The sequence below is a fragment of the Ideonella alba genome (genome assembly GCF_018069845.1).
Classification (GTDB): domain Bacteria; phylum Pseudomonadota; class Gammaproteobacteria; order Burkholderiales; family Burkholderiaceae_C; genus Ideonella; species Ideonella alba.
This window is the reverse complement of the sequence record NZ_JAGQDD010000019.1, coordinates 13,188-38,464: the sequence shown is the minus strand read 5'-3', so window position 1 is coordinate 38,464 and position 25,277 is coordinate 13,188. Positions and strand designations below refer to the sequence as shown.

The window sequence follows — 25,277 nt, the reverse complement described above, 5'->3', positions numbered from 1 at the left end:
GCTCGAGATATCGAGTTGTAGAACGGCATAACGCGAATACTCAAATATCAGCTCATCTAGCGTTGATGAGTTGATCCGGTCCTTGTGCCCGACGTCTTATCAGCGACGTCAAAGTTATAGGGTCAAGTGACTAAGTGCATGTGGTGGATGCCTTGGCGATTACAGGCGACGAAGGACGTGATAGCCTGCGATAAGCTTCGGGGAGCTGGCAAATAAGCTTTGATCCGGAGATTTCCGAATGGGGAAACCCACCCTTAGGGGTATCGCATGATGAATACATAGTCATGCGAGGCGAACCGGGTGAACTGAAACATCTCAGTAGCTCGAGGAATAGACATCAACCGAGATTCCGAAAGTAGTGGCGAGCGAAATCGGAACAGCCTGTGCTCTTTAGCCATCGATTTATCAGAACGGTCTGGAAAGTCCGGCCATAGCGGGTGATAGCCCCGTATGAGAAAAATCGGTGGTGGAACTAGGTGCACGACAAGTAGGGCGGGACACGTGAAATCCTGTCTGAAGATGGGGGGACCATCCTCCAAGGCTAAATACTCGTAATCGACCGATAGCGAACTAGTACCGTGAGGGAAAGGCGAAAAGAACCCCGGGAGGGGAGTGAAATAGATCCTGAAACCGCATGCATACAAAAAGTCGGAGCCCTTAGGGGTGACGGCGTACCTTTTGTATAATGGGTCAGCGACTTACATTCAGTGGCGAGGTTAACCGAATAGGGTAGCCGAAGAGAAATCGAGTCCGAATAGGGCGTCTAGTCGCTGGGTGTAGACCCGAAACCAGGTGATCTATCCATGGCCAGGATGAAGGTGCGGTAACACGCACTGGAGGTCCGAACCGACTAGTGTTGCAAAACTAGCGGATGAGCTGTGGATAGGGGTGAAAGGCTAAACAAACCTGGAGATAGCTGGTTCTCTCCGAAAACTATTTAGGTAGTGCCTCAAGTATTACCATCGGGGGTAGAGCACTGTTTAGGCTAGGGGGTCATGGCGACTTACCAAACCTATGCAAACTCCGAATACCGATGAGTACAGCTTGGGAGACAGTGCACCGGGTGCTAACGTCCGGACACAAGAGGGAAACAACCCAGACCGCCAGCTAAGGTCCCCAAAATTGGCTAAGTGGGAAACGAAGTGGGAAGGCTAAAACAGTCAGGATGTTGGCTTAGAAGCAGCCACCATTTAAAGAAAGCGTAATAGCTCACTGATCGAGTCGTCCTGCGCGGAAGATGTAACGGGGCTAAGCCAGTTACCGAAGCTGCGGGTGCATCGCAAGATGCGCGGTAGGAGAGCGTTCTGTAAGCCTGCGAAGGTGAACCGTGAGGTTTGCTGGAGGTATCAGAAGTGCGAATGCTGACATGAGTAGCGTTAAAGGGGGTGAAAAGCCCCCTCGCCGTAAGCGCAAGGTTTCCTACGCAACGTTCATCGGCGTAGGGTGAGTCGGCCCCTAAGGCGAGGCAGAGATGCGTAGCTGATGGGAAACAGGTCAATATTCCTGTACCGATCTATAGTGCGATGTGGGGACGGAGAAGGTTAGCTCAGCCGGGTGTTGGATGTCCCGGTTCAAGCATGTAGTCGTGGCCCTTAGGCAAATCCGGGGGTCTTAGATGAGGTGTGATAACGAGTCTGCTTGCAGACGAAGTGAGTGATACCCTGCTTCCAGGAAAAGCCACTAAGCTTCAGCTATAGACGACCGTACCGCAAACCGACACTGGTGCGCGTGATGAGTATTCTCAGGCGCTTGAGAGAACTCTGGAGAAGGAACTCGGCAAATTGACACCGTAACTTCGGAAGAAGGTGTGCCTTTAGTAGGTGAAGTTGTACAAACGAAGCCCAATGAGGCCGCAGAGAATCGGTGGCTGCGACTGTTTATTAAAAACACAGCACTCTGCAAAGACGAAAGTCGACGTATAGGGTGTGACGCCTGCCCGGTGCTGGAAGATTAAATGATGGGGTGCAAGCTCTTGATTGAAGTCCCAGTAAACGGCGGCCGTAACTATAACGGTCCTAAGGTAGCGAAATTCCTTGTCGGGTAAGTTCCGACCTGCACGAATGGCGTAACGATGGCCACACTGTCTCCTCCAGAGACTCAGCGAAGTTGAAATGTTTGTGATGATGCAATCTCCCCGCGGAAAGACGGAAAGACCCCATGAACCTTTACTGTAGCTTTACATTGGACTTTGAACAGATCTGTGTAGGATAGGTGGGAGGCTTTGAAACCTGGTCGCTAGATCAGGTGGAGCCGACGTTGAAATACCACCCTGGTGTGTTTGAGGTTCTAACCTTGACCCGTTATCCGGGTTGGGGACAGTGTATGGTGGGCAGTTTGACTGGGGCGGTCTCCTCCCAAAGCGTAACGGAGGAGTTCGAAGGTACGCTAGGCACGGTCGGAAATCGTGCTGATAGTGCATTGGCATAAGCGTGCTTGACTGCGAGACTGACAAGTCGAGCAGGTACGAAAGTAGGACAAAGTGATCCGGTGGTTCTGTATGGAAGGGCCATCGCTCAACGGATAAAAGGTACTCTGGGGATAACAGGCTGATACCGCCCAAGAGTTCATATCGACGGCGGTGTTTGGCACCTCGATGTCGGCTCATCTCATCCTGGGGCTGTAGCCGGTCCCAAGGGTATGGCTGTTCGCCATTTAAAGAGGTACGTGAGCTGGGTTTAAAACGTCGTGAGACAGTTTGGTCCCTATCTTCCGTGGGCGCTGCAAGATTGAGAGAGCCTGCTCCTAGTACGAGAGGACCGGAGTGGACGCACCGCTGGTGTATCGGTTGTCATGCCAATGGCATTGCCGAGTAGCTAAGTGCGGAAGAGATAACCGCTGAAAGCATCTAAGCGGGAAACTCGTCTCAAGATGAGTCTTGCCGGGGCCTTGAGCCCCCTGAAGAGTCGTTCGAGACCAGGACGTTGATAGGCTGGGTGTGGAAGCGCAGTAATGCGTTAAGCTAACCAGTACTAATTGCTCGTGAGGCTTGACCCTATAACTTTGATGTACACTGCCTACGCAGTCGTCAAAGGATCGGTTGAGTATTTAAGTTATACCGTTCAAGTCGGTAGACGCAATCATCTGATTCATGACTCTTTGAATTGGCTTGGCCGCCACACTCTTCCCAGAGCGCGCGCCAGGCAACAAGTTAAGCCTGATGACCATAGCGAGTTGGTCCCACCCCTTCCCATCCCGAACAGGACCGTGAAACGACTCAGCGCCGATGATAGTGCGGATTCCCGTGTGAAAGTAGGACATCGTCAGGCTAATATCCGAGTAAAACGCCCGGGAATGCCCGGGCGTTTTTATCTCTGAAAGATGAGTTCTGTGCTATGATCTCATCTTTCAGCGATAAGCTGGATTGATCGAAAGATCACTGCTCTTTAACAGTTAACAGCCGATAAGCGTGGGTGTTTGAAGGCGAGTGCCAAGAGTCGAAAGGCTCGAGGTTGAAAGACCTTTAAACGCTCATGGAAGTGAAGTTCACTTCAATTCTTTGAGCAAATTCAAGATCGAACTATAGAGTTTGATCCTGGCTCAGATTGAACGCTGGCGGCATGCCTTACACATGCAAGTCGAACGGTAACGCGGGGCAACCTGGCGACGAGTGGCGAACGGGTGAGTAATGCATCGGAACGTGCCCAGTAGTGGGGGATAGCCCGGCGAAAGCCGGATTAATACCGCATACGACCTACGGGTGAAAGGGGGGGATCGCAAGACCTCTCGCTATTGGAGCGGCCGATGTCAGATTAGGTAGTTGGTGGGGTAAAGGCCTACCAAGCCGACGATCTGTAGCTGGTCTGAGAGGACGACCAGCCACACTGGGACTGAGACACGGCCCAGACTCCTACGGGAGGCAGCAGTGGGGAATTTTGGACAATGGGCGCAAGCCTGATCCAGCCATGCCGCGTGCGGGAAGAAGGCCTTCGGGTTGTAAACCGCTTTTGTCAGGGAAGAAATCTTCTGGGTTAATACCTCGGGAGGATGACGGTACCTGAAGAATAAGCACCGGCTAACTACGTGCCAGCAGCCGCGGTAATACGTAGGGTGCAAGCGTTAATCGGAATTACTGGGCGTAAAGCGTGCGCAGGCGGTTTTGTAAGACAGAGGTGAAATCCCCGGGCTCAACCTGGGAACTGCCTTTGTGACTGCAAGGCTTGAGTGCGGCAGAGGGGGATGGAATTCCGCGTGTAGCAGTGAAATGCGTAGATATGCGGAGGAACACCGATGGCGAAGGCAATCCCCTGGGCCTGCACTGACGCTCATGCACGAAAGCGTGGGGAGCAAACAGGATTAGATACCCTGGTAGTCCACGCCCTAAACGATGTCAACTGGTTGTTGGGAAGGTTCCTTCTCAGTAACGTAGCTAACGCGTGAAGTTGACCGCCTGGGGAGTACGGCCGCAAGGTTGAAACTCAAAGGAATTGACGGGGACCCGCACAAGCGGTGGATGATGTGGTTTAATTCGATGCAACGCGAAAAACCTTACCTACCCTTGACATGGCAGGAATCCTGAAGAGATTTGGGAGTGCTCGAAAGAGAACCTGCACACAGGTGCTGCATGGCCGTCGTCAGCTCGTGTCGTGAGATGTTGGGTTAAGTCCCGCAACGAGCGCAACCCTTGTCATTAGTTGCTACGAAAGGGCACTCTAATGAGACTGCCGGTGACAAACCGGAGGAAGGTGGGGATGACGTCAGGTCCTCATGGCCCTTATGGGTAGGGCTACACACGTCATACAATGGCCGGTACAGAGGGCTGCCAACCCGCGAGGGGGAGCCAATCCCAGAAAACCGGTCGTAGTCCGGATCGCAGTCTGCAACTCGACTGCGTGAAGTCGGAATCGCTAGTAATCGCGGATCAGCATGTCGCGGTGAATACGTTCCCGGGTCTTGTACACACCGCCCGTCACACCATGGGAGCGGGTTCTGCCAGAAGTAGTTAGCCTAACCGCAAGGAGGGCGATTACCACGGCAGGGTTCGTGACTGGGGTGAAGTCGTAACAAGGTAGCCGTATCGGAAGGTGCGGCTGGATCACCTCCTTTCTGGAAAAAGCACTCAAATTCTTGCACCCACACTTATCGGCTGTGAAACACAACAGTGAGTGAGCGTGAGCCTGGTGAGCGTTGAGAGATGGCCTTGGTAGGGTATGTCTAGCAAGCCAGGAGCAGCGCTTGGAGCCAGGCTTGCGCACTTTAAGGATGCGTGGGTCTGTAGCTCAGTCGGTTAGAGCACCGTCTTGATAAGGCGGGGGTCGTTGGTTCGAATCCAACCAGACCCACCAACGATGCCTGGTAAGGGTGTTGGGGGATTAGCTCAGCTGGGAGAGCACCTGCTTTGCAAGCAGGGGGTCGTCGGTTCGATCCCGTCATCCTCCACCAACGTCTCACTCGCGCTGTTCGGTGCAAGCCAAAGATTCTTCTGGGATTTTTGGTTTGTCATCGAAAGATGGCTGTTGTTCTTTAACAATTCAAAGAGTCGAATCAGCGTTGTCGACGGAAAGCTCGATCGGGGGTAAAGGCCTGGTCAGCACCGTGCCGTCGGCAACATATGATTGCGTCACCAGACTTCAGCTCGAGATATCGAGTTGTAGAACGGCATAACGCGAATACTCAAATATCAGCTCATCTAGCGTTGATGAGTTGATCCGGTCCTTGTGCCCGACGTCTTATCAGCGACGTCAAAGTTATAGGGTCAAGTGACTAAGTGCATGTGGTGGATGCCTTGGCGATTACAGGCGACGAAGGACGTGATAGCCTGCGATAAGCTTCGGGGAGCTGGCAAATAAGCTTTGATCCGGAGATTTCCGAATGGGGAAACCCACCCTTAGGGGTATCGCATGATGAATACATAGTCATGCGAGGCGAACCGGGTGAACTGAAACATCTCAGTAGCTCGAGGAATAGACATCAACCGAGATTCCGAAAGTAGTGGCGAGCGAAATCGGAACAGCCTGTGCTCTTTAGCCATCGATTTATCAGAACGGTCTGGAAAGTCCGGCCATAGCGGGTGATAGCCCCGTATGAGAAAAATCGGTGGTGGAACTAGGTGCACGACAAGTAGGGCGGGACACGTGAAATCCTGTCTGAAGATGGGGGGACCATCCTCCAAGGCTAAATACTCGTAATCGACCGATAGCGAACTAGTACCGTGAGGGAAAGGCGAAAAGAACCCCGGGAGGGGAGTGAAATAGATCCTGAAACCGCATGCATACAAAAAGTCGGAGCCCTTAGGGGTGACGGCGTACCTTTTGTATAATGGGTCAGCGACTTACATTCAGTGGCGAGGTTAACCGAATAGGGTAGCCGAAGAGAAATCGAGTCCGAATAGGGCGTCTAGTCGCTGGGTGTAGACCCGAAACCAGGTGATCTATCCATGGCCAGGATGAAGGTGCGGTAACACGCACTGGAGGTCCGAACCGACTAGTGTTGCAAAACTAGCGGATGAGCTGTGGATAGGGGTGAAAGGCTAAACAAACCTGGAGATAGCTGGTTCTCTCCGAAAACTATTTAGGTAGTGCCTCAAGTATTACCATCGGGGGTAGAGCACTGTTTAGGCTAGGGGGTCATGGCGACTTACCAAACCTATGCAAACTCCGAATACCGATGAGTACAGCTTGGGAGACAGTGCACCGGGTGCTAACGTCCGGACACAAGAGGGAAACAACCCAGACCGCCAGCTAAGGTCCCCAAAATTGGCTAAGTGGGAAACGAAGTGGGAAGGCTAAAACAGTCAGGATGTTGGCTTAGAAGCAGCCACCATTTAAAGAAAGCGTAATAGCTCACTGATCGAGTCGTCCTGCGCGGAAGATGTAACGGGGCTAAGCCAGTTACCGAAGCTGCGGGTGCATCGCAAGATGCGCGGTAGGAGAGCGTTCTGTAAGCCTGCGAAGGTGAACCGTGAGGTTTGCTGGAGGTATCAGAAGTGCGAATGCTGACATGAGTAGCGTTAAAGGGGGTGAAAAGCCCCCTCGCCGTAAGCGCAAGGTTTCCTACGCAACGTTCATCGGCGTAGGGTGAGTCGGCCCCTAAGGCGAGGCAGAGATGCGTAGCTGATGGGAAACAGGTCAATATTCCTGTACCGATCTATAGTGCGATGTGGGGACGGAGAAGGTTAGCTCAGCCGGGTGTTGGATGTCCCGGTTCAAGCATGTAGTCGTGGCCCTTAGGCAAATCCGGGGGTCTTAGATGAGGTGTGATAACGAGTCTGCTTGCAGACGAAGTGAGTGATACCCTGCTTCCAGGAAAAGCCACTAAGCTTCAGCTATAGACGACCGTACCGCAAACCGACACTGGTGCGCGTGATGAGTATTCTCAGGCGCTTGAGAGAACTCTGGAGAAGGAACTCGGCAAATTGACACCGTAACTTCGGAAGAAGGTGTGCCTTTAGTAGGTGAAGTTGTACAAACGAAGCCCAATGAGGCCGCAGAGAATCGGTGGCTGCGACTGTTTATTAAAAACACAGCACTCTGCAAAGACGAAAGTCGACGTATAGGGTGTGACGCCTGCCCGGTGCTGGAAGATTAAATGATGGGGTGCAAGCTCTTGATTGAAGTCCCAGTAAACGGCGGCCGTAACTATAACGGTCCTAAGGTAGCGAAATTCCTTGTCGGGTAAGTTCCGACCTGCACGAATGGCGTAACGATGGCCACACTGTCTCCTCCAGAGACTCAGCGAAGTTGAAATGTTTGTGATGATGCAATCTCCCCGCGGAAAGACGGAAAGACCCCATGAACCTTTACTGTAGCTTTACATTGGACTTTGAACAGATCTGTGTAGGATAGGTGGGAGGCTTTGAAACCTGGTCGCTAGATCAGGTGGAGCCGACGTTGAAATACCACCCTGGTGTGTTTGAGGTTCTAACCTTGACCCGTTATCCGGGTTGGGGACAGTGTATGGTGGGCAGTTTGACTGGGGCGGTCTCCTCCCAAAGCGTAACGGAGGAGTTCGAAGGTACGCTAGGCACGGTCGGAAATCGTGCTGATAGTGCATTGGCATAAGCGTGCTTGACTGCGAGACTGACAAGTCGAGCAGGTACGAAAGTAGGACAAAGTGATCCGGTGGTTCTGTATGGAAGGGCCATCGCTCAACGGATAAAAGGTACTCTGGGGATAACAGGCTGATACCGCCCAAGAGTTCATATCGACGGCGGTGTTTGGCACCTCGATGTCGGCTCATCTCATCCTGGGGCTGTAGCCGGTCCCAAGGGTATGGCTGTTCGCCATTTAAAGAGGTACGTGAGCTGGGTTTAAAACGTCGTGAGACAGTTTGGTCCCTATCTTCCGTGGGCGCTGCAAGATTGAGAGAGCCTGCTCCTAGTACGAGAGGACCGGAGTGGACGCACCGCTGGTGTATCGGTTGTCATGCCAATGGCATTGCCGAGTAGCTAAGTGCGGAAGAGATAACCGCTGAAAGCATCTAAGCGGGAAACTCGTCTCAAGATGAGTCTTGCCGGGGCCTTGAGCCCCCTGAAGAGTCGTTCGAGACCAGGACGTTGATAGGCTGGGTGTGGAAGCGCAGTAATGCGTTAAGCTAACCAGTACTAATTGCTCGTGAGGCTTGACCCTATAACTTTGATGTACACTGCCTACGCAGTCGTCAAAGGATCGGTTGAGTATTTAAGTTATACCGTTCAAGTCGGTAGACGCAATCATCTGATTCATGACTCTTTGAATTGGCTTGGCCGCCACACTCTTCCCAGAGCGCGCGCCAGGCAACAAGTTAAGCCTGATGACCATAGCGAGTTGGTCCCACCCCTTCCCATCCCGAACAGGACCGTGAAACGACTCAGCGCCGATGATAGTGCGGATTCCCGTGTGAAAGTAGGACATCGTCAGGCTAATATCCGAAAGGCCCGGTTGCAGTAGCAGCCGGGCCTTTTTCTTTTGGGCTTCTCGTTCTGGTGCTCTGGAGAACCTCAGCCCTTCAGGATGAGACGGACGGCCCGCTCGATCGCTGCGTCACCGCCTTCGCTGGCCGTCAGCCTGGGTGTGACGGGCCAGTCGGCAAGGGCTGTCAAACCGGGCAGACGACCAGCACGGATGTGCGCTTCCTCAAGCTGCACCTGGTCCAACGGAAGCGACAGGCGTCGGGCGACATGCCAGCTGTTCTCGAACTGGTCATAGGCGCTCGGGAAACTCCACTGTCGGACGCCCGCGCCCAAGCCCTCCGCACAGGCGCCGATGCCGCCGTGGTGCAGCCAGCCGGCAACCCGCGGCAGTGTGTCGCGCAGGTCCACCCAGGGGCGGATCAGCCCCAGCCCGCCGAACGGCGCGGGTGCGGAACCGGGCAACAGCAACAGCGTGGGATAACCCAGCGCGTCCAGCCGCTCGGCGCATGCCTGAAACGCCGACGCGCGGTGGTGGTGGCTGGAACCTGCATAGATGACCAACCGGGGCTGTGTGACGGCCTGGCCGAGCCAATGCTCCAGGCCAGGATCCCCTGGCATGGGCACCTGAGGGCGGAACAGCGGAAAGCCCACGCAGTGTGTTGGCACCGGCAGGTCGTCAGCCGCAGGACTGAAGGCTTCGGGGTAGAGCCCGATCACCTGGTGCGGCGAATGGAGCCAGCGCTCGAACACCGGCTCCTTCAGCGCGGGCAAGCCCCGCTGTTTCCGCCAGCCGTCGATGAATGGCGCAGCCATCGGCTGCAACTTCCAGCGATCCAATAACTGCCATGCCGCGCGCCGCCAGGTGCGTGGCCACCAGCCGGGAACGCGCCAGGCGCCCAGGAACAGCGGGTCGCCGAGATGCCGCAGGCCGTTGGGCGCTGTGTGCGCGGTGATCAATCGATACGGCAGCCGGTCGACGGCCAGGCGGGCGCCCAGCACCAGGGGTGAGGCGAGTACGCGCAGCGTGTGCGGATGCGAGCTGGACTCGCGCTCCAGCACGGCGACCGTAGCATCCACCGAACGCACCGCCAAATGCCGCCAAAGAACGCCAAAACCGCGTATCGGATGCCAAAGATCCGGGTGCGAGGCGGCGCGTTCATGGTCATGGGCACTCAGGATCGGCTCGAATTCAAGGCCTTCCGCCTCGACTGCTGCCCGGTGCGGCTCCGAGGACAGGAACAGCACCGAATGTCCCCGCTGTTTCAACGCCCGCGCCAGCGCCAGGAAGGGATGCAGGTCGCCCACCGAACCCAGCGTGGCCACCAGGACACGATTCATCGCCGGATGCCGCCAAAACACTCGAACTGCCGGAAGTCCGCCACACCGTCCCGATGGGCAAAGCGCTCCTGCAAGGACCGCGGACCGGCGGTGATCGCGAAATAGTCGTACTCCCCAACGACCTCGCTGGCCATCAGGTACTGGAAGTGGCAGCGGTACTTGTCGTGCCGGATCCGCTCGTAGCTGGCAGGGGTGAACAGTTGGGCGAAGCGCGGGTTCAGTCGCTTGGCGCCGGGGGATCCCGGCGGCAACGGCAGGCCTTCGCAGGGGTCGACCAACGCGTAGCAGCAGCCGTCAGCGGGGGCGCTGACGTCCAGCCAATGCAGCTGTGCCGATGAGCCCACCGCCACCAGTTCGTCGCGGTAGGCCTGGGCCTGAGGTTGCTGGCTCAAGGTGGCGCCGCACTGACCGAGCGTCATCAGCGACAGACGCGCGGCCGCCCCGGCCGGCACCTGAGCCAGCGCACGCGCGGCCACGCTCACCGCGAGCATCGCGCCAGAGGAGTGACCGACCAGCAGCACTTCGTCGTGCGCCGGATCCTGCAGCGCCGCCGCCAGGTGCGCCGCGAAATGGTCGAGGCGGGCCTCCAGCTCCGGCGTCTGGCCCCGCCCCTGTCGCACGAGGCAGGCCAGGCTGCGCATCAGCCAGGCCATCTGCGTGCGCCGCTCGGCCTCGACGCCCAGCGCCACCAGACCCGGCACCGCCAGCAGCAGCCACAGGCCGGTGGCCAGCGGCCAACCCGCCCCCCACAGGCCTGCGGCCAGCACGCCCACCACGCCCAGCAGCAGCACCCAGATGAGCATCGCCAGACCCGGGCCCGCCAGTGCCAGGAACGCGGGCCAGGAGCGGCGCCAGCTGTACCACATCACGCCGTCGCGCCAGCACTGCCAACTGGCCCACAGCGTGGTGCGCAGCAGCGCCCAGCGGCTGCGTGGCCAGCGGGCGCGGACGATGTCGTCCCAGCGCAGGAACTCGTAGCGGGTGCGGACCGACTGGCCGTCGATGCGGGCGTCCACCTCCCAGCCGGCGATGTGCTCGCCCAGCCGCTGCCGACGCCCCACGCTGATCTCGTGCCCGCTCACCGCGGCCTGGCGCGCGGCCTCGGTGGCGTAGAGCTGGTGGTAATGGGCCGGCCCCTGCGGGTCGAAGCCCCCGATGTAGCAGACCAGCCGACGCCGCACGGGGGTGTCCGCCGCCATCACAGGATCGTCTGCTTGTGCAGGCCCTTGGCCAGCATCAGGTCGACCATGGGCTGTTCACGCTTGTTGGCGCGCTGGCAGTGGTCCTTCTGGATCTTGTCGGTGACCCAGATGATCACCCGCGCCCAGCGCCTGTCGCGGGCCCGCCAGGCGTGCGAGGACACCGACTCCCAGGCATAGCCGTCGAACAGCGTGGCGTTGACGAAATGGTCCAGCGCGCGCACGCCGGCGCGGCCGCGCGAGCTGGGGCCGAACAGGCCCACCCACCACAGCAGCAGGTAGCCCAGCAGGGCCATGGGCACCAGGGCCGTCATCACCAGAAAGCCGGCAGCGCGTTCCTTCATGCGGGCGCGTTCCTCGGAAAGACCTTCAGCACGATGCCATTGTCCGCGCGAATCGTCAGCCGGCCCACCGGCTCGGGCACGTGTCCGGGCGACGGCTCGAAGCGAAAATGCGCGGCCAGCGTGGCCAGCACCAGGGTGGCCTCCTGCAGTGCGAAGGTGGCGCCGATGCACACCCGCGGCCCCATGCCGAAGGGCAGGTAGGCGCGGCGCTGCGACTCGCGCGCCGACGGTTCGTCCCCCTCGGCCTGATCGCCGAAGCGGTCGGGATCGAACTCGTCGGGCCGCGCCCACAAGGCGCGGTGGCGGTGGATCAGCCAGGGCGACACCACCACCGAGGCGCCGGCCTCCACGGTCTTGTCGCGCATCGCGCAGCGCTGGGCCGATTGCCGGGCCAGGAAGCCCACCGGCGGGAAGAGCCGCAGCGTCTCGCGGAAGACATTGCGCGCCAGCGGCAGGTCCTTCAGCACCCCCGGGTCCTGTCGCAGCGCCGCCAGGCGCGGCACCGCCTCGTCGTGCAGGCGTTGCTGCACCGAAGGGTCGTGGGCCAGCAGGTGCAGCGACCAGGACAGCGCACTGGCCGAGGTCTCATGCCCCGCCAGAAAGAGCATCGCCACCTGATCGACCAATTCCTCGAAGCTGAAGCCCTGGCCCGTGCGTTCGTCGCGCACGCGCAGCAGGCTGGCCAGCAGGTCGTCGCCGGCCTCGGGATCGTCGTTCTCGCCGCGCGCCAGCGCGGCCTGGTAGGCCAGGTAGCGCGGCTGGATCAGCGCCACCAGCAGCGTGCGGATCTCCTCGGCGGCGCGCCGGCTGCGCCGCACCTGCCACCAGGGCCGCAGCCAGCGCAGGCCGAAGAAGGCCGGCATCATCAGCCGAGGTGCCAGTGCCTGGTAGCGTCCGAAGGCCTCGAAGATGCGCAGCGCATCGCCGCCGTCCAGCGGCTGCGACAAGATGGTGCGCAGGATGATGTCGGCGGCGACATGGGTCATCTCCACCTCGACGTCATGCGTCGTGCCGCCGGGCAGCGCAGACAGGCGCTGCACCATCGCATCGGCGGCGTCCTGCATGCGCGAGAACACCCGCTGCACCCGGGCACCTTCGAACGACGGGTCCATCAACTCGCGCTGACGGCGCCAGGTGTCGCCGTTGGTGGTGAAGATGCTGTCGCCCAGCAGCGGTCTCAGCGCATCGCCCAGCATCTCGTGCTTGGGGAAGCCGGCCGCCTCGTCCACCATCACGCGGCGCACCAGGGCCGGCTCGTTGACCATGTACAGGTCCACGCCGGGCAGGTGGACCTCGCCCATCTTCATCGTGTAGCTGCGCGCATAGAGGCTGTCGAGCCAGGAGCGGCGCTTGCCGAAGAACATGGCCCAGGCCGACGGGCGCTGCTCGGCGGGGGGCGGGTAGTGGGGGCAGAAGCGGCTCATGATCGGGCGGGCGCAGGGGACCGCTCGGCCAGCGTCAGCGGGCCGGCCATCCAGACCACCGGATCGTAGCCGCCGCTGTGCTGCGGCGCGCGCAGGTACTGCTGATGCATCTCATGCCGGTGTGAACGAAGCCGCTGGTAGGTGGCCGCGTCCAGGGTCTGGTGAAAGCGCGGTGAATAGCGCGCCAGCCGGGCGCGCCCAGGCGTCAGCCAGGGCGCCACCCGCGCAAAGGCCGCCCAGTCGCCGGGCGCGGCGATGTCGTGCCAGGTCAGCGGCGGGTGGTCGGCCAGGCGCGCCAGATCATCGCGGAACCAGCCGGCATCGCGCACCCAGGCCAGCACCGGCGTGCAGTGGCCCAGCGTCAGCAGCGCCACCTGCGGCCCGCGCTGGCCCAGCCAGGGGGCCTTGCGCAGCGCGCGGGCCATCACCATGGCCGCCATCTGCGTGCCGGTGGAGTGGCCCACCACCAGCAGCTCGCGGGCCTGGCCGTCGGTGGCGCGCTGCACCAGCTCATCGGCCAGCTGGTCAATGCGCGCCTGGATGCCCGGCACCTCGTCACGCGCCACCCGCCAGGTGAAGCCGTACAGGCGCAGCAGCCAGTCGGCGTCCAGCCGCACCTCCAGCTGGCGCCAGGTCCACAGCCACAGCGGCAGCGCCAGCGCCACCCCCAGCACCGCTGCCCCTGCCGACACCGCCAGCGCGGCCAGCGCTGCCCACAGCACGCCCAGCCCCAGGCCGATCAGCAGCGGCAGCATCGCCAGCCAGAAGGCCGGGCGGGCGAAGCGCCAGATCGGCCAGAAGGCGCCGTGGTGGAAGGCGCGCGCATAGACCACCCAGCGGTCGCGCCACGCAGCGCCCCAGCCGCGCGGCCAGGCGGCGCGGACGATGTCGTCCCAGCGCATCACATGGTGGCGGGTGTGCACCGACACGCCGTCGGGCTGCGTCCAGTGCACATCCCAGGCGTCCAGCAGCGGCGAGACGCGCTGGCGCGGGCCGATCTGCACGGTCTCGCCCGCGGGGGTCACCGGGTGATCGGCCACGGCTTGCGCGCAGGTGCGGTGGTCGCGTGAGGGCCCGCGGGGATCGAATCCCCCCAGGAAGAACACCTCGCGCCGCCACGTCATGCGCTGATTGTCACCGCGCCAACGGCCGTCGACACCTCAGCGCGAGGGCGCGACCGCCCAATGCAGCACGCCATCATGGTCGGCGAGCAGCCCGTCATCAAGCAGGCTGTCCACCAGCTCCCGGCCCCAGGCCGGCGGCTCGGCACCGCTGCCCCGGGCCATGGCCACGAACACCGGCGTGTTCGGCAGCCACGCCAGCAGTTCGGCGCGCGGGCGGTGGCGGTGCTCCATCATGTGGAACATCAGCAGCGCACGCGCGGCGTGGCGCAGGTGGCGCTGCGGGTCGCGGCGGAAGGCGGCCAGCCGGCGGCGGCTGGCCGCCAGGGCGGCGCCCACGTCCTCGAAGGCCGGGCCATGGCCGGGCACCACCACGCGCGGCGCCAGCCGCTCGATCAGCGCCAGTGTGGCCTCGGTGGGGCCGAAGCCGTCCTGGCCTTCCAGCTCGGGGAAGATGATCGCCAGGCGGTCCTCCCACAGCGCGTCGCCGGCGATCAGCGTGCGGGTCTGGGGTTCGAACAGCATCACCGCGTCCGGGTCGTGGCCGGGGGCGGCATGCACCTGCCAATACGCCGGCCCCAGCCGCAGGGTGGCGCCGGGCACCAACGCGCCATCCACGCGGAAGGGCGGGCACTGCTGGCCGGTGTAGCGGTAGCTCAGGCGCGCCTCGTCCCAGCTGCGGACGATGTCCACGCTGCCCTGCGGCACCCACACCTGCACGGCCGGGTCTCGCGTCTGCAGCAGCGCGTTGCCGCCGCAGTGGTCCGAGTGCAGATGGGTGTTGACGATGCGGCCCAGCGTCTCACCGGCCAGCGCGTGGTCGATCAGCGCCTGCGACATCGCGCCGTGGCGGCTGTAGCCGGTGTCCACCACGGTGGCCGGCGCGCCATCGCAGCCGGCGAACACCGTGTGGTTGGCCGACAGCCAGTCGCGCTGCAGCAGCTGCGCGCCCAGCTCGGCCGGCAAGGGGCTCATCGATGCCCTCAGGCGCTGGGGCTGCGCAGCTCGCGGCGCAGCACCTTGCCGACGTTGGACTTGGGCAGCTCGTCGCGGAACTCGATGTACTTGGGCCGCTTGTAGGCGGTGAAGTTCTCGTTGCAGTAGCGTGCCACGTCGTCCTCGTCCAGCGTCGCGTCCTTGCGCACGACGAAGAGCTTGACCGCCTCGCCCGACTTGGCATCGGGCACACCCACCGCGGCGCATTCCAGCACGCCCGGATGCAGGTTCACCACCTGCTCGATCTCGGTGGGATAGACGTTGAAGCCCGAGACCAGCACCATGTCCTTCTTGCGGTCGACGATGCGCACATAGCCGCGCTCGTCCATGATGCCCACGTCGCCGCTCTTGAAGAAGCCGTCGTCGGTCATGACCTTGGCGGTCTCGTCGGGGCGGTTCCAGTAGCCGGCCATCACCTGCGGGCCGCGGATGCAGATCTCGCCGGGCTGGCCCAGCGGCAGGTCGCGGCCGTCATCGTCGCGAATGGCGATGTCGGTGGACGGGATCGGCAGGCCGATGGTGCCGGTGAACTCGGTCAGGTCCAGGCGGTTGCTGGTGGCCACCGGCGAGGTCTCCGACAGGCCGTAGCCCTCGACCACCGGGCAGCCGGTGATCTTCAGCCACTTCTCGGCGGTGGCCTGCTGCACCGCCATGCCGCCGCCGTTCGAGACCTTCAGCTCGGAGAAGTCCAGCCGCGCGAAGGCCGGGTCATTGGCCAGCGCGTTGAACAGCGTGTTGACCGCCGGGAACATGTTCACCTTGTGCTCGGACAGCGTGGCGATCAGGCCGGGGATGTCGCGCGGGTTGGGGATCAGCAGGTTCATCATGCCCAGCCGCGCGCCCATCATGTAGCAGATCGTCAGCGCGAAGATGTGGTACAGCGGCAGCGCACACACCACGGTCAGCGGCTTGTTGCCCAGCTGGTCGAGCATGGGCTTGAACCAGGCCTCGGTCTGCAGGATGTTGGCCACCACATTGCGGTGCAGCAGCGTGGCGCCCTTGCTGACGCCGGTGGTGCCGCCGGTGTACTGCAGGAAGGCGACATCCTCGGGCCCCACCTCCACGCGCCGCAGGCTCATGCGGCTGCCCTCGGCCAGCGCCATGTTGAAGCGGGTGACCGTGCGGTCCGCGTCCAGCGGCAGGCGGAACTCGGGCACCATCTTCTTCAGGTGGCGCACCGCGAAGTTGATGAACTGGCCCTTCCAGAAGCCCAGCAGGTCGCCCATCGCGCACAGCACCACGGTCTTCACCGGCGTGTCGTCGATGACCTCCTCCAGCGTGTGGGCGAAGTTCTCCAGCACGATGATCGCGCTGGCCCCCGAGTCCTTCAGCTGGTGCTCCAGCTCACGCGCGGTGTAGAGCGGGTTGACGTTCACCACCACGCAGCCGGCACGCAGGATGGCGCCGATGGCCACCATGTACTGCGGCAGGTTGGGCATCATCACCGCGACGCGGTCGCCCTTGGCCAGGCCGCGCGACTGCAGCCAGGCGGCCAGCGTGGCCGACATCTCGTCGAGCTGCTCGAAGCGCAGCCGCACGCCCATGCAGGCCGCGGCATCACGCCGGGCGTGCTTGCGCCAGGCCTCGCCCAGCAGGTCCACCAGCGAGGCATAGCCGCTGCAGTCGACGGTGGCCGGGACGCCCTCGGCGTAATGCTGCAGCCAGGGTTGGGGAACGGGTCTCTGGGCGGTCATGGGCAAGAGGGTCACAAGAGCAAGCCGATCAAGCCGGCGATGGTCCGATGCCGAGGGCGTGCCGGGCTACGGTAGTTGTCCTATCACCTCGGCGACACCTGCGTCGGCGGCTGTCGCCACCGCGACAGCGTCGGGCGCAAACAGGCGGTTCATCAGTGCGCCCTCGCGCTGCTGCACGCGCGCCAGGAAGTCCTGGGCGCCGCGCATGGCTGCAAAGGTGTCGAAGCCGCGCTCCAGGAACTGCTGCAGCGCGCCCAGGCCGGCGGAGCGCGCCGGGCCGCGCATCAGGCGCAGGCTCTGGCGCAGCAGCGGGCGGCGGGTGTAGCGATCGAGCTGCGCGCCCAGGTCCAGCACCCGTGCCAGCTGCTGGCGGCGCTCCTCGGCCGCCCCCACCTGCTGCCAGGCCTGGACATAGGCGCGGCGGTCTGGCGCATCGCTGGGCAGCGCCCGCGCCATGCGGCTGTCCAGCGACTCGGTCAGCGCATGCAAGGCGACCAGAGACTGCACCGTCTCGACGATTTCCTGCGGGAACAGGCGCACCAGCGCCGGCACGATGCGGGCGAACTGGGCGTCGCGGTCGGCAAAGTCCTGCGGGCCGTAGAGGTCTTCCAGGAAGAAGCGCGCGGCCGGCCCGTAGCGGGCGTCGGCCAGCAGGTCGGCGTGGGTACAGGCAAAGCGCGCCTGCTGGTAGCGCTTGAGCGCCACCACCCGGCCCGCCAGCGCCGGATCATGCAGGCGCGCCTGGCGCTCGGCCTCGACGCGCCCGAGTTCGCGCAGGATGCTGTCCTGGTCCGCTGCCATGCTCAGAGCTTACCCTGATGGCCCGGCGCCGTTAGTGGTCCCGCTCTACGGCGGGCACCGTCGCGGTGCCACACTCGCCGGATGCAACGTCGCACCCTGCTGACCCTGGGCCTGGTGTCCGGCACGGCCCTGGCCGTGGCCGGTGCCGGCGCTGCCGTGTGGACACCCGGCTGGCGCGAGGGCCGCCTGAGCCAACCGGCGCGCGTGCTGTTTGCCAGCGTGGCGCGCGCGGTGCTGGAGGGCGTGTTGCCGCAGGACCCCGCCGTGCAGGCGGTGGCCTTGAAGGGCCACCTCGACCGCCTGGACACCCTGATCGCCGGCCTGCAGCCGGCCACCCGGGCCGAGCTGTCGGACCTGCTGGCGCTGCTGTGCACCGCCCCCGGCCGCTGGGCGCTGGCGGGTCTGGGCCCAGCCTGGTCCGAGGCCCCGATGGCCGACGTGCAGTCGGCGCTGCAGGCGATGCGCGTGTCCGGCAGCGCCGTGCGCCGGCAGGTCTACCAGGCGCTGCGCGACCTCAGCAACGGCGCCTGGTTTGCCGACGCCGGCAGCTGGGAACTCCTGGGCTACCCCGGCCCCTTCCGTCTGTGATGGCGCCTGCGATGGCGTCTGTGAGTGTGACTGTGACCGCCCTGCCTCCGATCAGCAACCAGGCCCTGCTGCCCGACCAGCGCCAGGCCATTCCCGACCCGGTGCGCGCCGGCCTGGCGCGCGGCTGGAAGGTCTTCGGCGGGCCGCACCAGGCGCTGCCCGAGCAGCTCAGCTGCGATGTGCTGGTGATCGGCAGCGGCGCCGGCGGCGGCGTCACCGCGGAGATCCTGACCCGTGCCGGGCTGGACGTGGTGATCGTCGAGGAAGGCCCGCTGCGCAGCAGCACTGACTTCCATCAGCTCGAGGCCGAGGCCTACCCCGAGCTCTACCAGGAAAGCGCCAGCCGCAAGACCGCCGACAAGGCGATCAACATCCTGCAGGGCCGCTGCGTGGGCGGCTCCACCACCGTCAACTGGACCAGCTCGTTTCGCACGCCGCCGGACACCCTGGCCTTCTGGCGCCAGCACCACGGCCTGTCGGAGCTGAGCGCCGAGGCCCTGGCGCCCTGGTTCGAGGAGGCCGAGCGCCGGCTGCACATCGGCGACTGGCTGACGCCACCCAACCTCAACAACGAGCTGCTGCGCACCGGCGCGCAGAAGCTGGGCATCGAGGCCCACGGCATCCGGCGCAATGTGCGCGGCTGCTGGAACCTGGGCTCTTGCGGCATGGGCTGCCCCACCAATGCCAAGCAGTCGATGCTGGTGACCACGCTGCCGGCCGCGCTGAACGCCGGCGCCCGGCTGCTGGTGCAGACCCGTGCACTGCGCCTGGTGCACGACGGCAGCCGCGTCAGCGCGGTGGAGTGCGCCGCGATGAAGCCCGATGGCCGACCGGCCGAGCGGCTGCTGCGCGTGCAGGCCCGCCACGTGGTGCTCAGCGGCGGCGCGATCAACTCGCCCGCGCTGCTGCTGCGCTCGGGCGCGCCCGACCCGCATGGCCGGCTGGGGCGGCGCACCTTCCTGCACCCGGTGGTGCTGTCGGCCGCGGTGTTCGACCAGCCGGTGCAGGGCTGGCAAGGCGCCCCGCAGACGATCTACACCGACCACTTCCTGCACACCCAGCCGATCGACGGCCCGATCGGCTTCAAGCTCGAGGCGCCGCCGCTGCACCCGCTGGTCTTCAGCGGCACGCTGTGCGGCTTCGGCCAGTCGCAGACCGCGCTGCTGCGGCAGTTCCCGAACACCCACACGCTGCTGGCCCTGCTGCGCGACGGCTTCCACCCCGAATCGCCCGGCGGCCAGGTGCGCCTGAAGGGCGACGGCACGCCCGAGCTGGACTACCCGCTCAACGCCTTCGTGATGGACGGCGCCCGCCGCGCCTTGCTGGCCATGGCCGAGATCCAGTTCGCCGCCGGCGCCCGGCAGGTGCTGCCAGTGCACGAACAGGCCGGTCTGGTCAGCCGCTGGGCCGACGCGAAGTCGATGATCGAGCGCCTGCCGATGGAGCCGCTGCTCACGCGCGTGGTCAGTGCCCATGTGATGGGCGGCTGCGCGCTGTCGGGCGACGCCAGTGGCGGCGTGCTGCGCCCCGATGGCCGGCACTGGCAGCTGGCCAACCTGTCGGTGCACGACGGCTCGGTCTTTCCCACCAGCATCGGCGCGAACCCGCAGCTGTCGATCTACGGCCTGGTCAACCGCCTGGCCACCGCGCTGGCGCCGGCGCTGGGCGGCCGCGCGGTGCGCTGGCTCGACAGCTGATGCTGGCCTGGATCCAACGCCTGCTGGCGCTGGCCTGGCTGGCGGCGCTGCTGGGCCTGCCGGCGCGCGCCGTGTTGCAGGGCGCGGGCCTGTTGCCGGCGCTGGGCTGGGCGGCGGTGGTGCTGGGAGCGCACGCGCTGTGGCTGGCGCTGACCGTCGCGATGGCCGCACTGGCCAACCGCGGCGATGCGTCGCCGCGGGCCTCGTGGCGCCAGTGGCTGCAGGCCTGGTGGGGTGAGGTGCTGACCGCGCCGCGCGTCTTCTTCTGGCGCCAGCCCTTTCGCACCCACGCCGAGCCGGACCGGCCCGACCTGGGCGCGCCCGGCCAGCCCGGCGTGGTGCTGCTGCATGGCTTTTTCTGCAACCGCGCGCTGTGGAACCCCTGGATGGCGCGGCTGCGCGCCGAGCGCATCGCCTTTGTCGCGCCCAGCCTGGAGCCGGTCTTCGGCTCGATCGACGACGCCGTGCCGCTGCTCGAGGCCGCGGTGCAGCGGCTGGAGCGCGCCACGGGCGTGGCGCCGCTGATCGTGGCGCACAGCATGGGCGGCCTGGTCACCCGCGCCTGGCTGCGCCAGGCCCAGGCCGACGGCCGGGTGCGGGCGGTGCTGACGATCGGCACGCCGCACGGCGGCACGGCGCTGGCACGGCTGGCGATGAGCGAGAACGGCCGTCAGATGCAGCGAGGCGGCGGCTGGCTGGCCACCTTGTCGGCGGCCGAGCCGGCCGAACGCGCGGCGCGCTTTCACTGCATCTTCGGACACTGCGACAACATCGTGTTCCCGGCCAGCACCGCGGTGCTGCCGGGCGCGGCCGAGGTGCTGCACCTGCCGGCCACGGCCCATGTGGACCTGGTGGACCACCCGGCCAGCTGGGCGCTGGCGAAACGGCTGCTTCAGTCCTGATCGATGTCGTGCAGCAGCGCGGCCGTGGGCTCCAGGCCCATGTTCAGCAGCTGCGCGATGTCGCGCACATCGTCGGGGATGGCGGCGTTGTCCCAGCCGGTGGCGGTATGCCGCGCCAGGCGGATCGCCAGCATCACGTTGCGCACCTGCGAGGCTTCCTCGTGGCGGTCGTCGGTGATGTGCACCAGCAGCTCGGGCAGCCGCCAGGCGCGCATCAACGCCTGCTGCAACTCCACCAGCGTGGTGCCCATCAGCTCGCGCTGCACCGCGCTGCTGCGCAGCGTGGGGTCGGCGCGCTGGCGACGGCGCATCTCCAGCGCCAGCGTCGGCGCGTGCAGCCACAGCAGCATTTCGGCGAAGTCGTGCAGCAGCGCGGCCTCTTCGATCACCTGGGCGTCGTGGTCCATGCGGTGCACCGCGAAGCCGATGGCGAAGCGGCTGGCGCGGTGGGCGCGGGCGATCACCGCCTGCAGGCCGGCCAGGGCCTCGGGCTGGTCGGCCAGGTGCTGCTCGACGCTCGGCTGCGGGCCGAAGGTGTTGAAGAAGGGCGTGATGCCCAGCAGCACCAGCGCCTGGCCGACGGTTTCCACGTCGGTGAGTCGGCGGCTGCGGTGGTGGCCGGCGATGTGCGCCAGCACCTTCAATGACATCAGCGGATCGGCGCCAATGACGTCGACCAGCATGCGGACATCGACGTCATCCTCGATCGCCCGCAGCGCCTCCAGGGCGTCGGCGGTGCGCTGCATCACGGGGATCTCGGCCAGCTGCAGGTAACGCAGCCAGCCCGGCAGGTCGCGGGGCAGGCGGCGGGTGGTGGCGCTGACGAGGGTGTCCATGGGGAAGAGGGCAGCGGCCACGCGGCCGCTGCGCTGTCGGGGATATCGGCCCGTCACCGGCCGGACTTGAGTCCGGCCGGCGCGGGGCGATCACAGACGGCTGACGTCGAGGTGGCCGACGTACTGGCCATCGACGTACAGCGCGCCTTCCGGGGCGCCGGCCTCGGCGTGGAATTCCACCAGAGGCAGGGTCTGCGGCAGTGCGGCCCGTGCAGGGACGGGTCGCGCCAGCGCGTCAGCGGTGTGGCGCATCCAGGCACCGGCACGGCGCAGGGCGCGGGCAGCGACACGGCGCAGGGCGGGCACCGGTGCGGGTGCGGGCGCCCAGGGGCCGGGGGCGGGGGTCGAGAAAGCGGGGCGATGCATGATGGTGCTCTCCTCGGTGCGCGGCGCCCTGGGTGTGGTGGACGGCGCGCGGGGGTGGATTCACGGGCTGCGCCAGTCGGGCGGCGCGGCGAGTTCCTGACGGAGTTCCTGGCGGGCCTGCTGCCGCTGGCCGGAGGCCGGTCGGCGGTGCGCGCCAGCCTGGCGTCGCAGGGCAGGGGCCACGAACGGATTGCGTGGACGCGGTGCGGACAGTCGTGTCTTCATGGGTTTCTCCTGGCAAGGACCGGGCGTGGCGGGTGGGGTCCCGCGGCCGACCGGTGTCGGTCAATCAGGGCGTGCGTTGCGCGGATCGGACCCGCCAAATGCACCGCGGCCCGGGAGGTCTTCACCTGCCCGGGCCGCTGGGATTCAGCGGGGTGTCGTCAGCCTGGACAGGTCAGACGGGGCGGGCGGGCGCGGTACACGCCGACGGTCAGGGCTGCGAATGCAGCCGGGGAACGCAGGGCGTTTCGGTTGAGTTGCATGGTCAGTCCTTCGTCGGGTGGGTCGGCCGGCGGTACAGCGTGTGCCGGGGCGGGGATCGAGTCTGGGGTGTCTCGATGGGTTCGCATGATAAACACTTGATTATCTTGCGCAAGGCTTTTTTATCAGTGCGAACCCTGATGTGGCGTCGGTGCATCCCTCGCCTTGGGGAGGCCGCGGTACAAGCCGGCCATGAACCACTTGCTGCTCACCACCGACGGCCGCGCTTGGACCGAGGTCGAGGCGCGGCTGCGGCACTACCTGCCCGGCCTGGACTGCGCGCTGTGGCCCACCGGGCCGACCCAGGCGCTGCTGCGCGCGCCGCTGCGGCGCGCGCTGGCCATCGAGTACCCGTCGATCGGCGTGGGCCCGCTGCTGCAGGTGATGGGCGTGGCGCGCACCGACGAGCTCGACGACGAGACCGCCGCCCGCCTGGTGGCGCTGCGCGACACCGCGCTGTTGCCGCCGCGTGCCGCGTCAGTGGCACGCCGCGGTGCCGCGCCGGACTGGCACCTGCAGGCGCTGCGTGCGCCGCAGGCCTGGGCCCTGCTGGGCGGGCCGGGCGCCATCGACTGGCGTGACGTCCGCGTGGGCCATCCCGACACCGGCTACGTGGCGCACCCGGCCTTTGGTTTTGGCCAGCCCGGCGGACCCTGGGTCGACACTGGACAGGCGCGCACGCTGATCGCTGCCGTGGACACCGGCGTGCCGGTGGATGAACCCGGCGGCGGCATCGATCCGCTCAGCGGCATCTCGGCCAGCCATGGCACGCGGGTGGGCACCACCATCGCGGGGCACGCGCCGCAGGACGGCTTCTTCGGCGTGGCGCCGAAGGTGCCGCTGGTGCCGGTGCGCATCACCGACAGCGTCTGGATCAACCATGCGCAGGACGCCTTTGCGCAGGCCGTGGACCACCTGGTGCGGGTGGCCCGCGTCTCGGTGATCAACTGCAGCCTGGGCTGCTTCGCCAGCGCGGTGCGGCCCGAGCTGCGCGCTGCGCTCAACCAGGCCTACGAGGCGGGCGTGATCCTGTGCTGCGCCGCGGGCAATATCGTCAACGACGTGGTGCCGCCGGCCGCGCTGCCTCGCAGCATCGCGGCCGGTGGCGTGACGAGCGAGGACCGGCCCTGGTCCGGCAGCGCCTACGGCCCCGAGACCGACTGGTCGGCCCCGGCCGCAGGCCTGCGCCGCGCCGATGTGCGGCGCGGTGGCCGCCTGGGCTATGCCGACGGCGGCGACGGCACCTCGTACGCGGCGGCGATCAGCTCGGCCGCGGCGGCCTTGTGGCTCGCGCGCCATGGCGCGGCGCTGGACGCGGCCTACCCGCAGCCCTGGCAGCGGGTCGAGGCCTTCCGCCACTGTGCGCGCGCCAGCGCCCGCGTGCCGGCGCTGTGGAACGCCGGCGCCTTCGGCAGCGGCATCCTGGACCTCGAGGCGCTGCTGCAGTGTCCGCTGCCACAGGCCGCCGCGCTGACCAAAGCGCCTGCGGCTTGACGGTCGGCGCCAACGGCTCCGGTGGGGGAGGCTTCCGTTCAGATCAACGACCCCGTCAGCTCCAGGGTACTGTCTGGCGGCAATCGCAGCTGGGCATCCTCGGGTAAGGGGTCGCGCACGCCATCGAGTTCGATACACCAGGCCTCCCGGCCAAACTCATCCTGGCTGCGGGTGCTGGTCAAGGTTTGCGCAGCGCTGTCCGGCCGCAGCCATTCAAAGCCTGATCGCGCGTGGACATGACACACGCGCAATGCGTTCACCGTCGGTGTGATCCAGCGGGCATACCAAGGCAGTAGACTGGCCCGCGCCGCGCGCCCTCCCTCGACAATCGACCGCACATCGGCCGGGCGCAGCTCGGGGTGATGCCAGACCGGCACCAGGTCGATGTCCAGGGCGACCGACTTGCGGGCCCGGTTGGCCGTCATGACCGCGTTGTGCTGCAAGGCCTGCGGGTCGATCGGGATCACGAAGCGCCCCAGGCTGTCCAGCGGCAGCCGCAGCACGGTTTCATCCCACTCGAGCGTGACGCGAAGGGGGGGCGCAGAGGGCGGTGCCCGATCGCGCAGACGGGCACTCAGCGCCACCGTGCCGCCCGACTGTTCCCGCACCTTCAGGGCAGCCGCGTGGGCCTTGGCATAGGGATAGTCCAGCGGGGCCTTCACGCCGATCACATCGATGAGCTGAGGCTCAGCGCTGGATTGGGCCAGGGTGCCGGCGTGCCAAGACAAGGCGGCAAGCAGTGCAATGATCGGCCGGGCGACAGAGCACTGGCCAGGGTCCGGTGAATCGTGGTTCATGGACTGGTCTCCAGGTGCATGAAGAGAGGTTTCCTGAGGACACATTGGATCGCGTTGATTACGGTGTACGTGGCACAGACCAACAGCACTCCTCGGCGATCGCAAGCCAGATGCCGGGCCGACTGGAACTCCTCCAGGAACCGACCGAACATGGACTGCAGGACCGTTGCCAACGCCAACGTGGCGAGGGGCAAGCCCTCCGATGACGGTCGGTACCTGCGCGCCAGGTGGGCCGCAGCGACAGCTTGAACAAGTCGCGCAGCCGCCAGTAGCCGTCGGACATCCGAATGGTTATCGGCATGGGCATGAAGACGAATACTGCGCTGAGCAATGCCTGCATGTCGGCGAGCCGGATCCGCTCGTCGGGAAA

Annotated in this window: 16 protein-coding genes, 2 tRNA genes and 5 rRNA genes; 11 read left to right on the top strand and 12 right to left on the bottom strand. The window is 64.8% G+C overall.

Annotated elements, in window-relative coordinates:
* Window positions 1-120 precede the first annotated feature (120 nt).
* The 7 genes from KAK03_RS19865 (at window position 121) to rrf (KAK03_RS19835) (ending at window position 8,836) form a co-directional block, all read left to right on the top strand.
* A 23S ribosomal RNA gene (locus KAK03_RS19865) occupies window positions 121-2,994 on the top strand.
* Between the two features lie 159 nt (window positions 2,995-3,153).
* Window positions 3,154-3,266 (top strand): 5S ribosomal RNA (gene rrf, locus KAK03_RS19860).
* A 248-nt stretch (window positions 3,267-3,514) separates the two neighbouring features.
* A 16S ribosomal RNA gene (locus KAK03_RS19855) occupies window positions 3,515-5,043 on the top strand.
* 162 nt (window positions 5,044-5,205) lie between these two features.
* Window positions 5,206-5,282: transfer RNA gene (locus KAK03_RS19850), tRNA-Ile, on the top strand.
* A 21-nt stretch (window positions 5,283-5,303) separates the two neighbouring features.
* Window positions 5,304-5,379 (top strand) — tRNA-Ala (locus KAK03_RS19845).
* Window positions 5,380-5,690: 311 nt separating this feature from the next.
* A 23S ribosomal RNA gene (locus KAK03_RS19840) occupies window positions 5,691-8,564 on the top strand.
* Window positions 8,565-8,723: 159 nt separating this feature from the next.
* Window positions 8,724-8,836: ribosomal RNA gene (rrf, locus tag KAK03_RS19835) — 5S ribosomal RNA — on the top strand.
* Together the 16S, 23S and 5S rRNA genes with 2 tRNA genes alongside form the textbook arrangement of a ribosomal RNA operon.
* A gap of 78 nt (window positions 8,837-8,914) precedes the next feature.
* Here rrf (KAK03_RS19835) and KAK03_RS19830 read toward each other — a convergent pair.
* The 8 genes from KAK03_RS19830 to KAK03_RS19795 form a co-directional block, all read right to left on the bottom strand.
* On the bottom strand, window positions 8,915-10,165 hold the full coding sequence (locus tag KAK03_RS19830) for a glycosyltransferase (protein ID WP_210856446.1): 1,251 nt from the start codon (window positions 10,163-10,165) through the stop codon (window positions 8,915-8,917).
* Entirely contained in the window at window positions 10,162-11,364 is a 1,203-nt protein-coding gene (locus KAK03_RS19825; RefSeq protein WP_210856445.1) for a hypothetical protein, read from the bottom strand. Before KAK03_RS19825 ends, KAK03_RS19830 begins: the two co-directional genes overlap by 4 nt.
* Entirely contained in the window at window positions 11,364-11,708 is a 345-nt protein-coding gene (locus tag KAK03_RS19820; RefSeq protein WP_210856444.1) for a hypothetical protein, read from the bottom strand. Before KAK03_RS19820 ends, KAK03_RS19825 begins: the two co-directional genes overlap by 1 nt.
* The gene (locus tag KAK03_RS19815) at window positions 11,705-13,132 is read right to left on the bottom strand and encodes a cytochrome P450 (RefSeq protein ID WP_210856443.1); all 1,428 of its coding nucleotides are present in this window, start codon (window positions 13,130-13,132) and stop codon (window positions 11,705-11,707) included. The genes KAK03_RS19820 and KAK03_RS19815 overlap by 4 nt, the downstream gene beginning before the upstream one ends.
* Window positions 13,129-14,256, bottom strand: coding sequence for a hypothetical protein (locus tag KAK03_RS19810; RefSeq protein ID WP_210856442.1), 1,128 nt, complete (start codon window positions 14,254-14,256; stop codon window positions 13,129-13,131). The genes KAK03_RS19815 and KAK03_RS19810 overlap by 4 nt, the downstream gene beginning before the upstream one ends.
* Before the next feature lie 36 nt (window positions 14,257-14,292).
* Complete coding sequence (locus tag KAK03_RS19805) at window positions 14,293-15,228, bottom strand: MBL fold metallo-hydrolase (protein ID WP_210856441.1); 936 nt, start codon at window positions 15,226-15,228, stop codon at window positions 14,293-14,295.
* An 8-nt stretch (window positions 15,229-15,236) separates the two neighbouring features.
* Window positions 15,237-16,943 carry a long-chain-fatty-acid--CoA ligase gene (locus tag KAK03_RS19800; RefSeq protein WP_210856440.1) on the bottom strand — a complete coding sequence of 569 codons (1,707 nt, stop codon included), beginning with the start codon at window positions 16,941-16,943 and terminating at the stop codon, window positions 15,237-15,239.
* 66 nt (window positions 16,944-17,009) lie between these two features.
* Entirely contained in the window at window positions 17,010-17,744 is a 735-nt protein-coding gene (locus KAK03_RS19795; protein WP_210856439.1) for a DUF8198 family protein, read from the bottom strand.
* 81 nt (window positions 17,745-17,825) lie between these two features.
* Between KAK03_RS19795 and KAK03_RS19790 the strand changes: the two genes are divergently transcribed.
* Genes KAK03_RS19790 through KAK03_RS19780 form a run of 3 tightly spaced genes read left to right on the top strand, consistent with a single transcriptional unit; the run spans window position 17,826 to window position 20,931 of the window.
* Window positions 17,826-18,332 (top strand): hypothetical protein, encoded by a 507-nt coding sequence (locus tag KAK03_RS19790; protein ID WP_210856438.1) that lies wholly within the window; start codon window positions 17,826-17,828, stop codon window positions 18,330-18,332.
* A gap of 41 nt (window positions 18,333-18,373) precedes the next feature.
* The gene (locus KAK03_RS19785; RefSeq protein ID WP_247661304.1) at window positions 18,374-20,029 is read left to right on the top strand and encodes a GMC family oxidoreductase; all 1,656 of its coding nucleotides are present in this window, start codon (window positions 18,374-18,376) and stop codon (window positions 20,027-20,029) included.
* Window positions 20,029-20,931 carry an esterase/lipase family protein gene (locus KAK03_RS19780; protein WP_210856436.1) on the top strand — a complete coding sequence of 301 codons (903 nt, stop codon included), beginning with the start codon at window positions 20,029-20,031 and terminating at the stop codon, window positions 20,929-20,931. Before KAK03_RS19785 ends, KAK03_RS19780 begins: the two co-directional genes overlap by 1 nt.
* On the opposite strand, the gene KAK03_RS19775 is transcribed toward KAK03_RS19780, so the two are convergent.
* The 3 genes from KAK03_RS19775 to KAK03_RS19765 form a co-directional block, all read right to left on the bottom strand.
* Window positions 20,922-21,767 carry an HDOD domain-containing protein gene (locus KAK03_RS19775; RefSeq protein WP_210856435.1) on the bottom strand — a complete coding sequence of 282 codons (846 nt, stop codon included), beginning with the start codon at window positions 21,765-21,767 and terminating at the stop codon, window positions 20,922-20,924. The two genes, KAK03_RS19780 and KAK03_RS19775, sit on opposite strands and share 10 nt — an antisense overlap.
* A gap of 90 nt (window positions 21,768-21,857) precedes the next feature.
* Complete coding sequence (locus tag KAK03_RS19770; RefSeq protein ID WP_210856434.1) at window positions 21,858-22,133, bottom strand: hypothetical protein; 276 nt, start codon at window positions 22,131-22,133, stop codon at window positions 21,858-21,860.
* A 60-nt stretch (window positions 22,134-22,193) separates the two neighbouring features.
* Window positions 22,194-22,358 (bottom strand): hypothetical protein, encoded by a 165-nt coding sequence (locus tag KAK03_RS19765; RefSeq protein ID WP_210856433.1) that lies wholly within the window; start codon window positions 22,356-22,358, stop codon window positions 22,194-22,196.
* Window positions 22,359-22,808: 450 nt separating this feature from the next.
* Here KAK03_RS19765 and KAK03_RS19760 point away from each other — a divergent pair, with 450 nt between their 5' ends.
* The gene (locus tag KAK03_RS19760) at window positions 22,809-24,110 is read left to right on the top strand and encodes a S8 family peptidase (protein ID WP_210856432.1); all 1,302 of its coding nucleotides are present in this window, start codon (window positions 22,809-22,811) and stop codon (window positions 24,108-24,110) included.
* 38 nt (window positions 24,111-24,148) lie between these two features.
* Here the strand turns inward: KAK03_RS19760 and KAK03_RS19755 are convergent, their stop codons facing one another.
* Window positions 24,149-24,907, bottom strand: coding sequence for a hypothetical protein (locus KAK03_RS19755; RefSeq protein WP_210856431.1), 759 nt, complete (start codon window positions 24,905-24,907; stop codon window positions 24,149-24,151).
* Window positions 24,908-25,277: the final 370 nt, after the last annotated feature.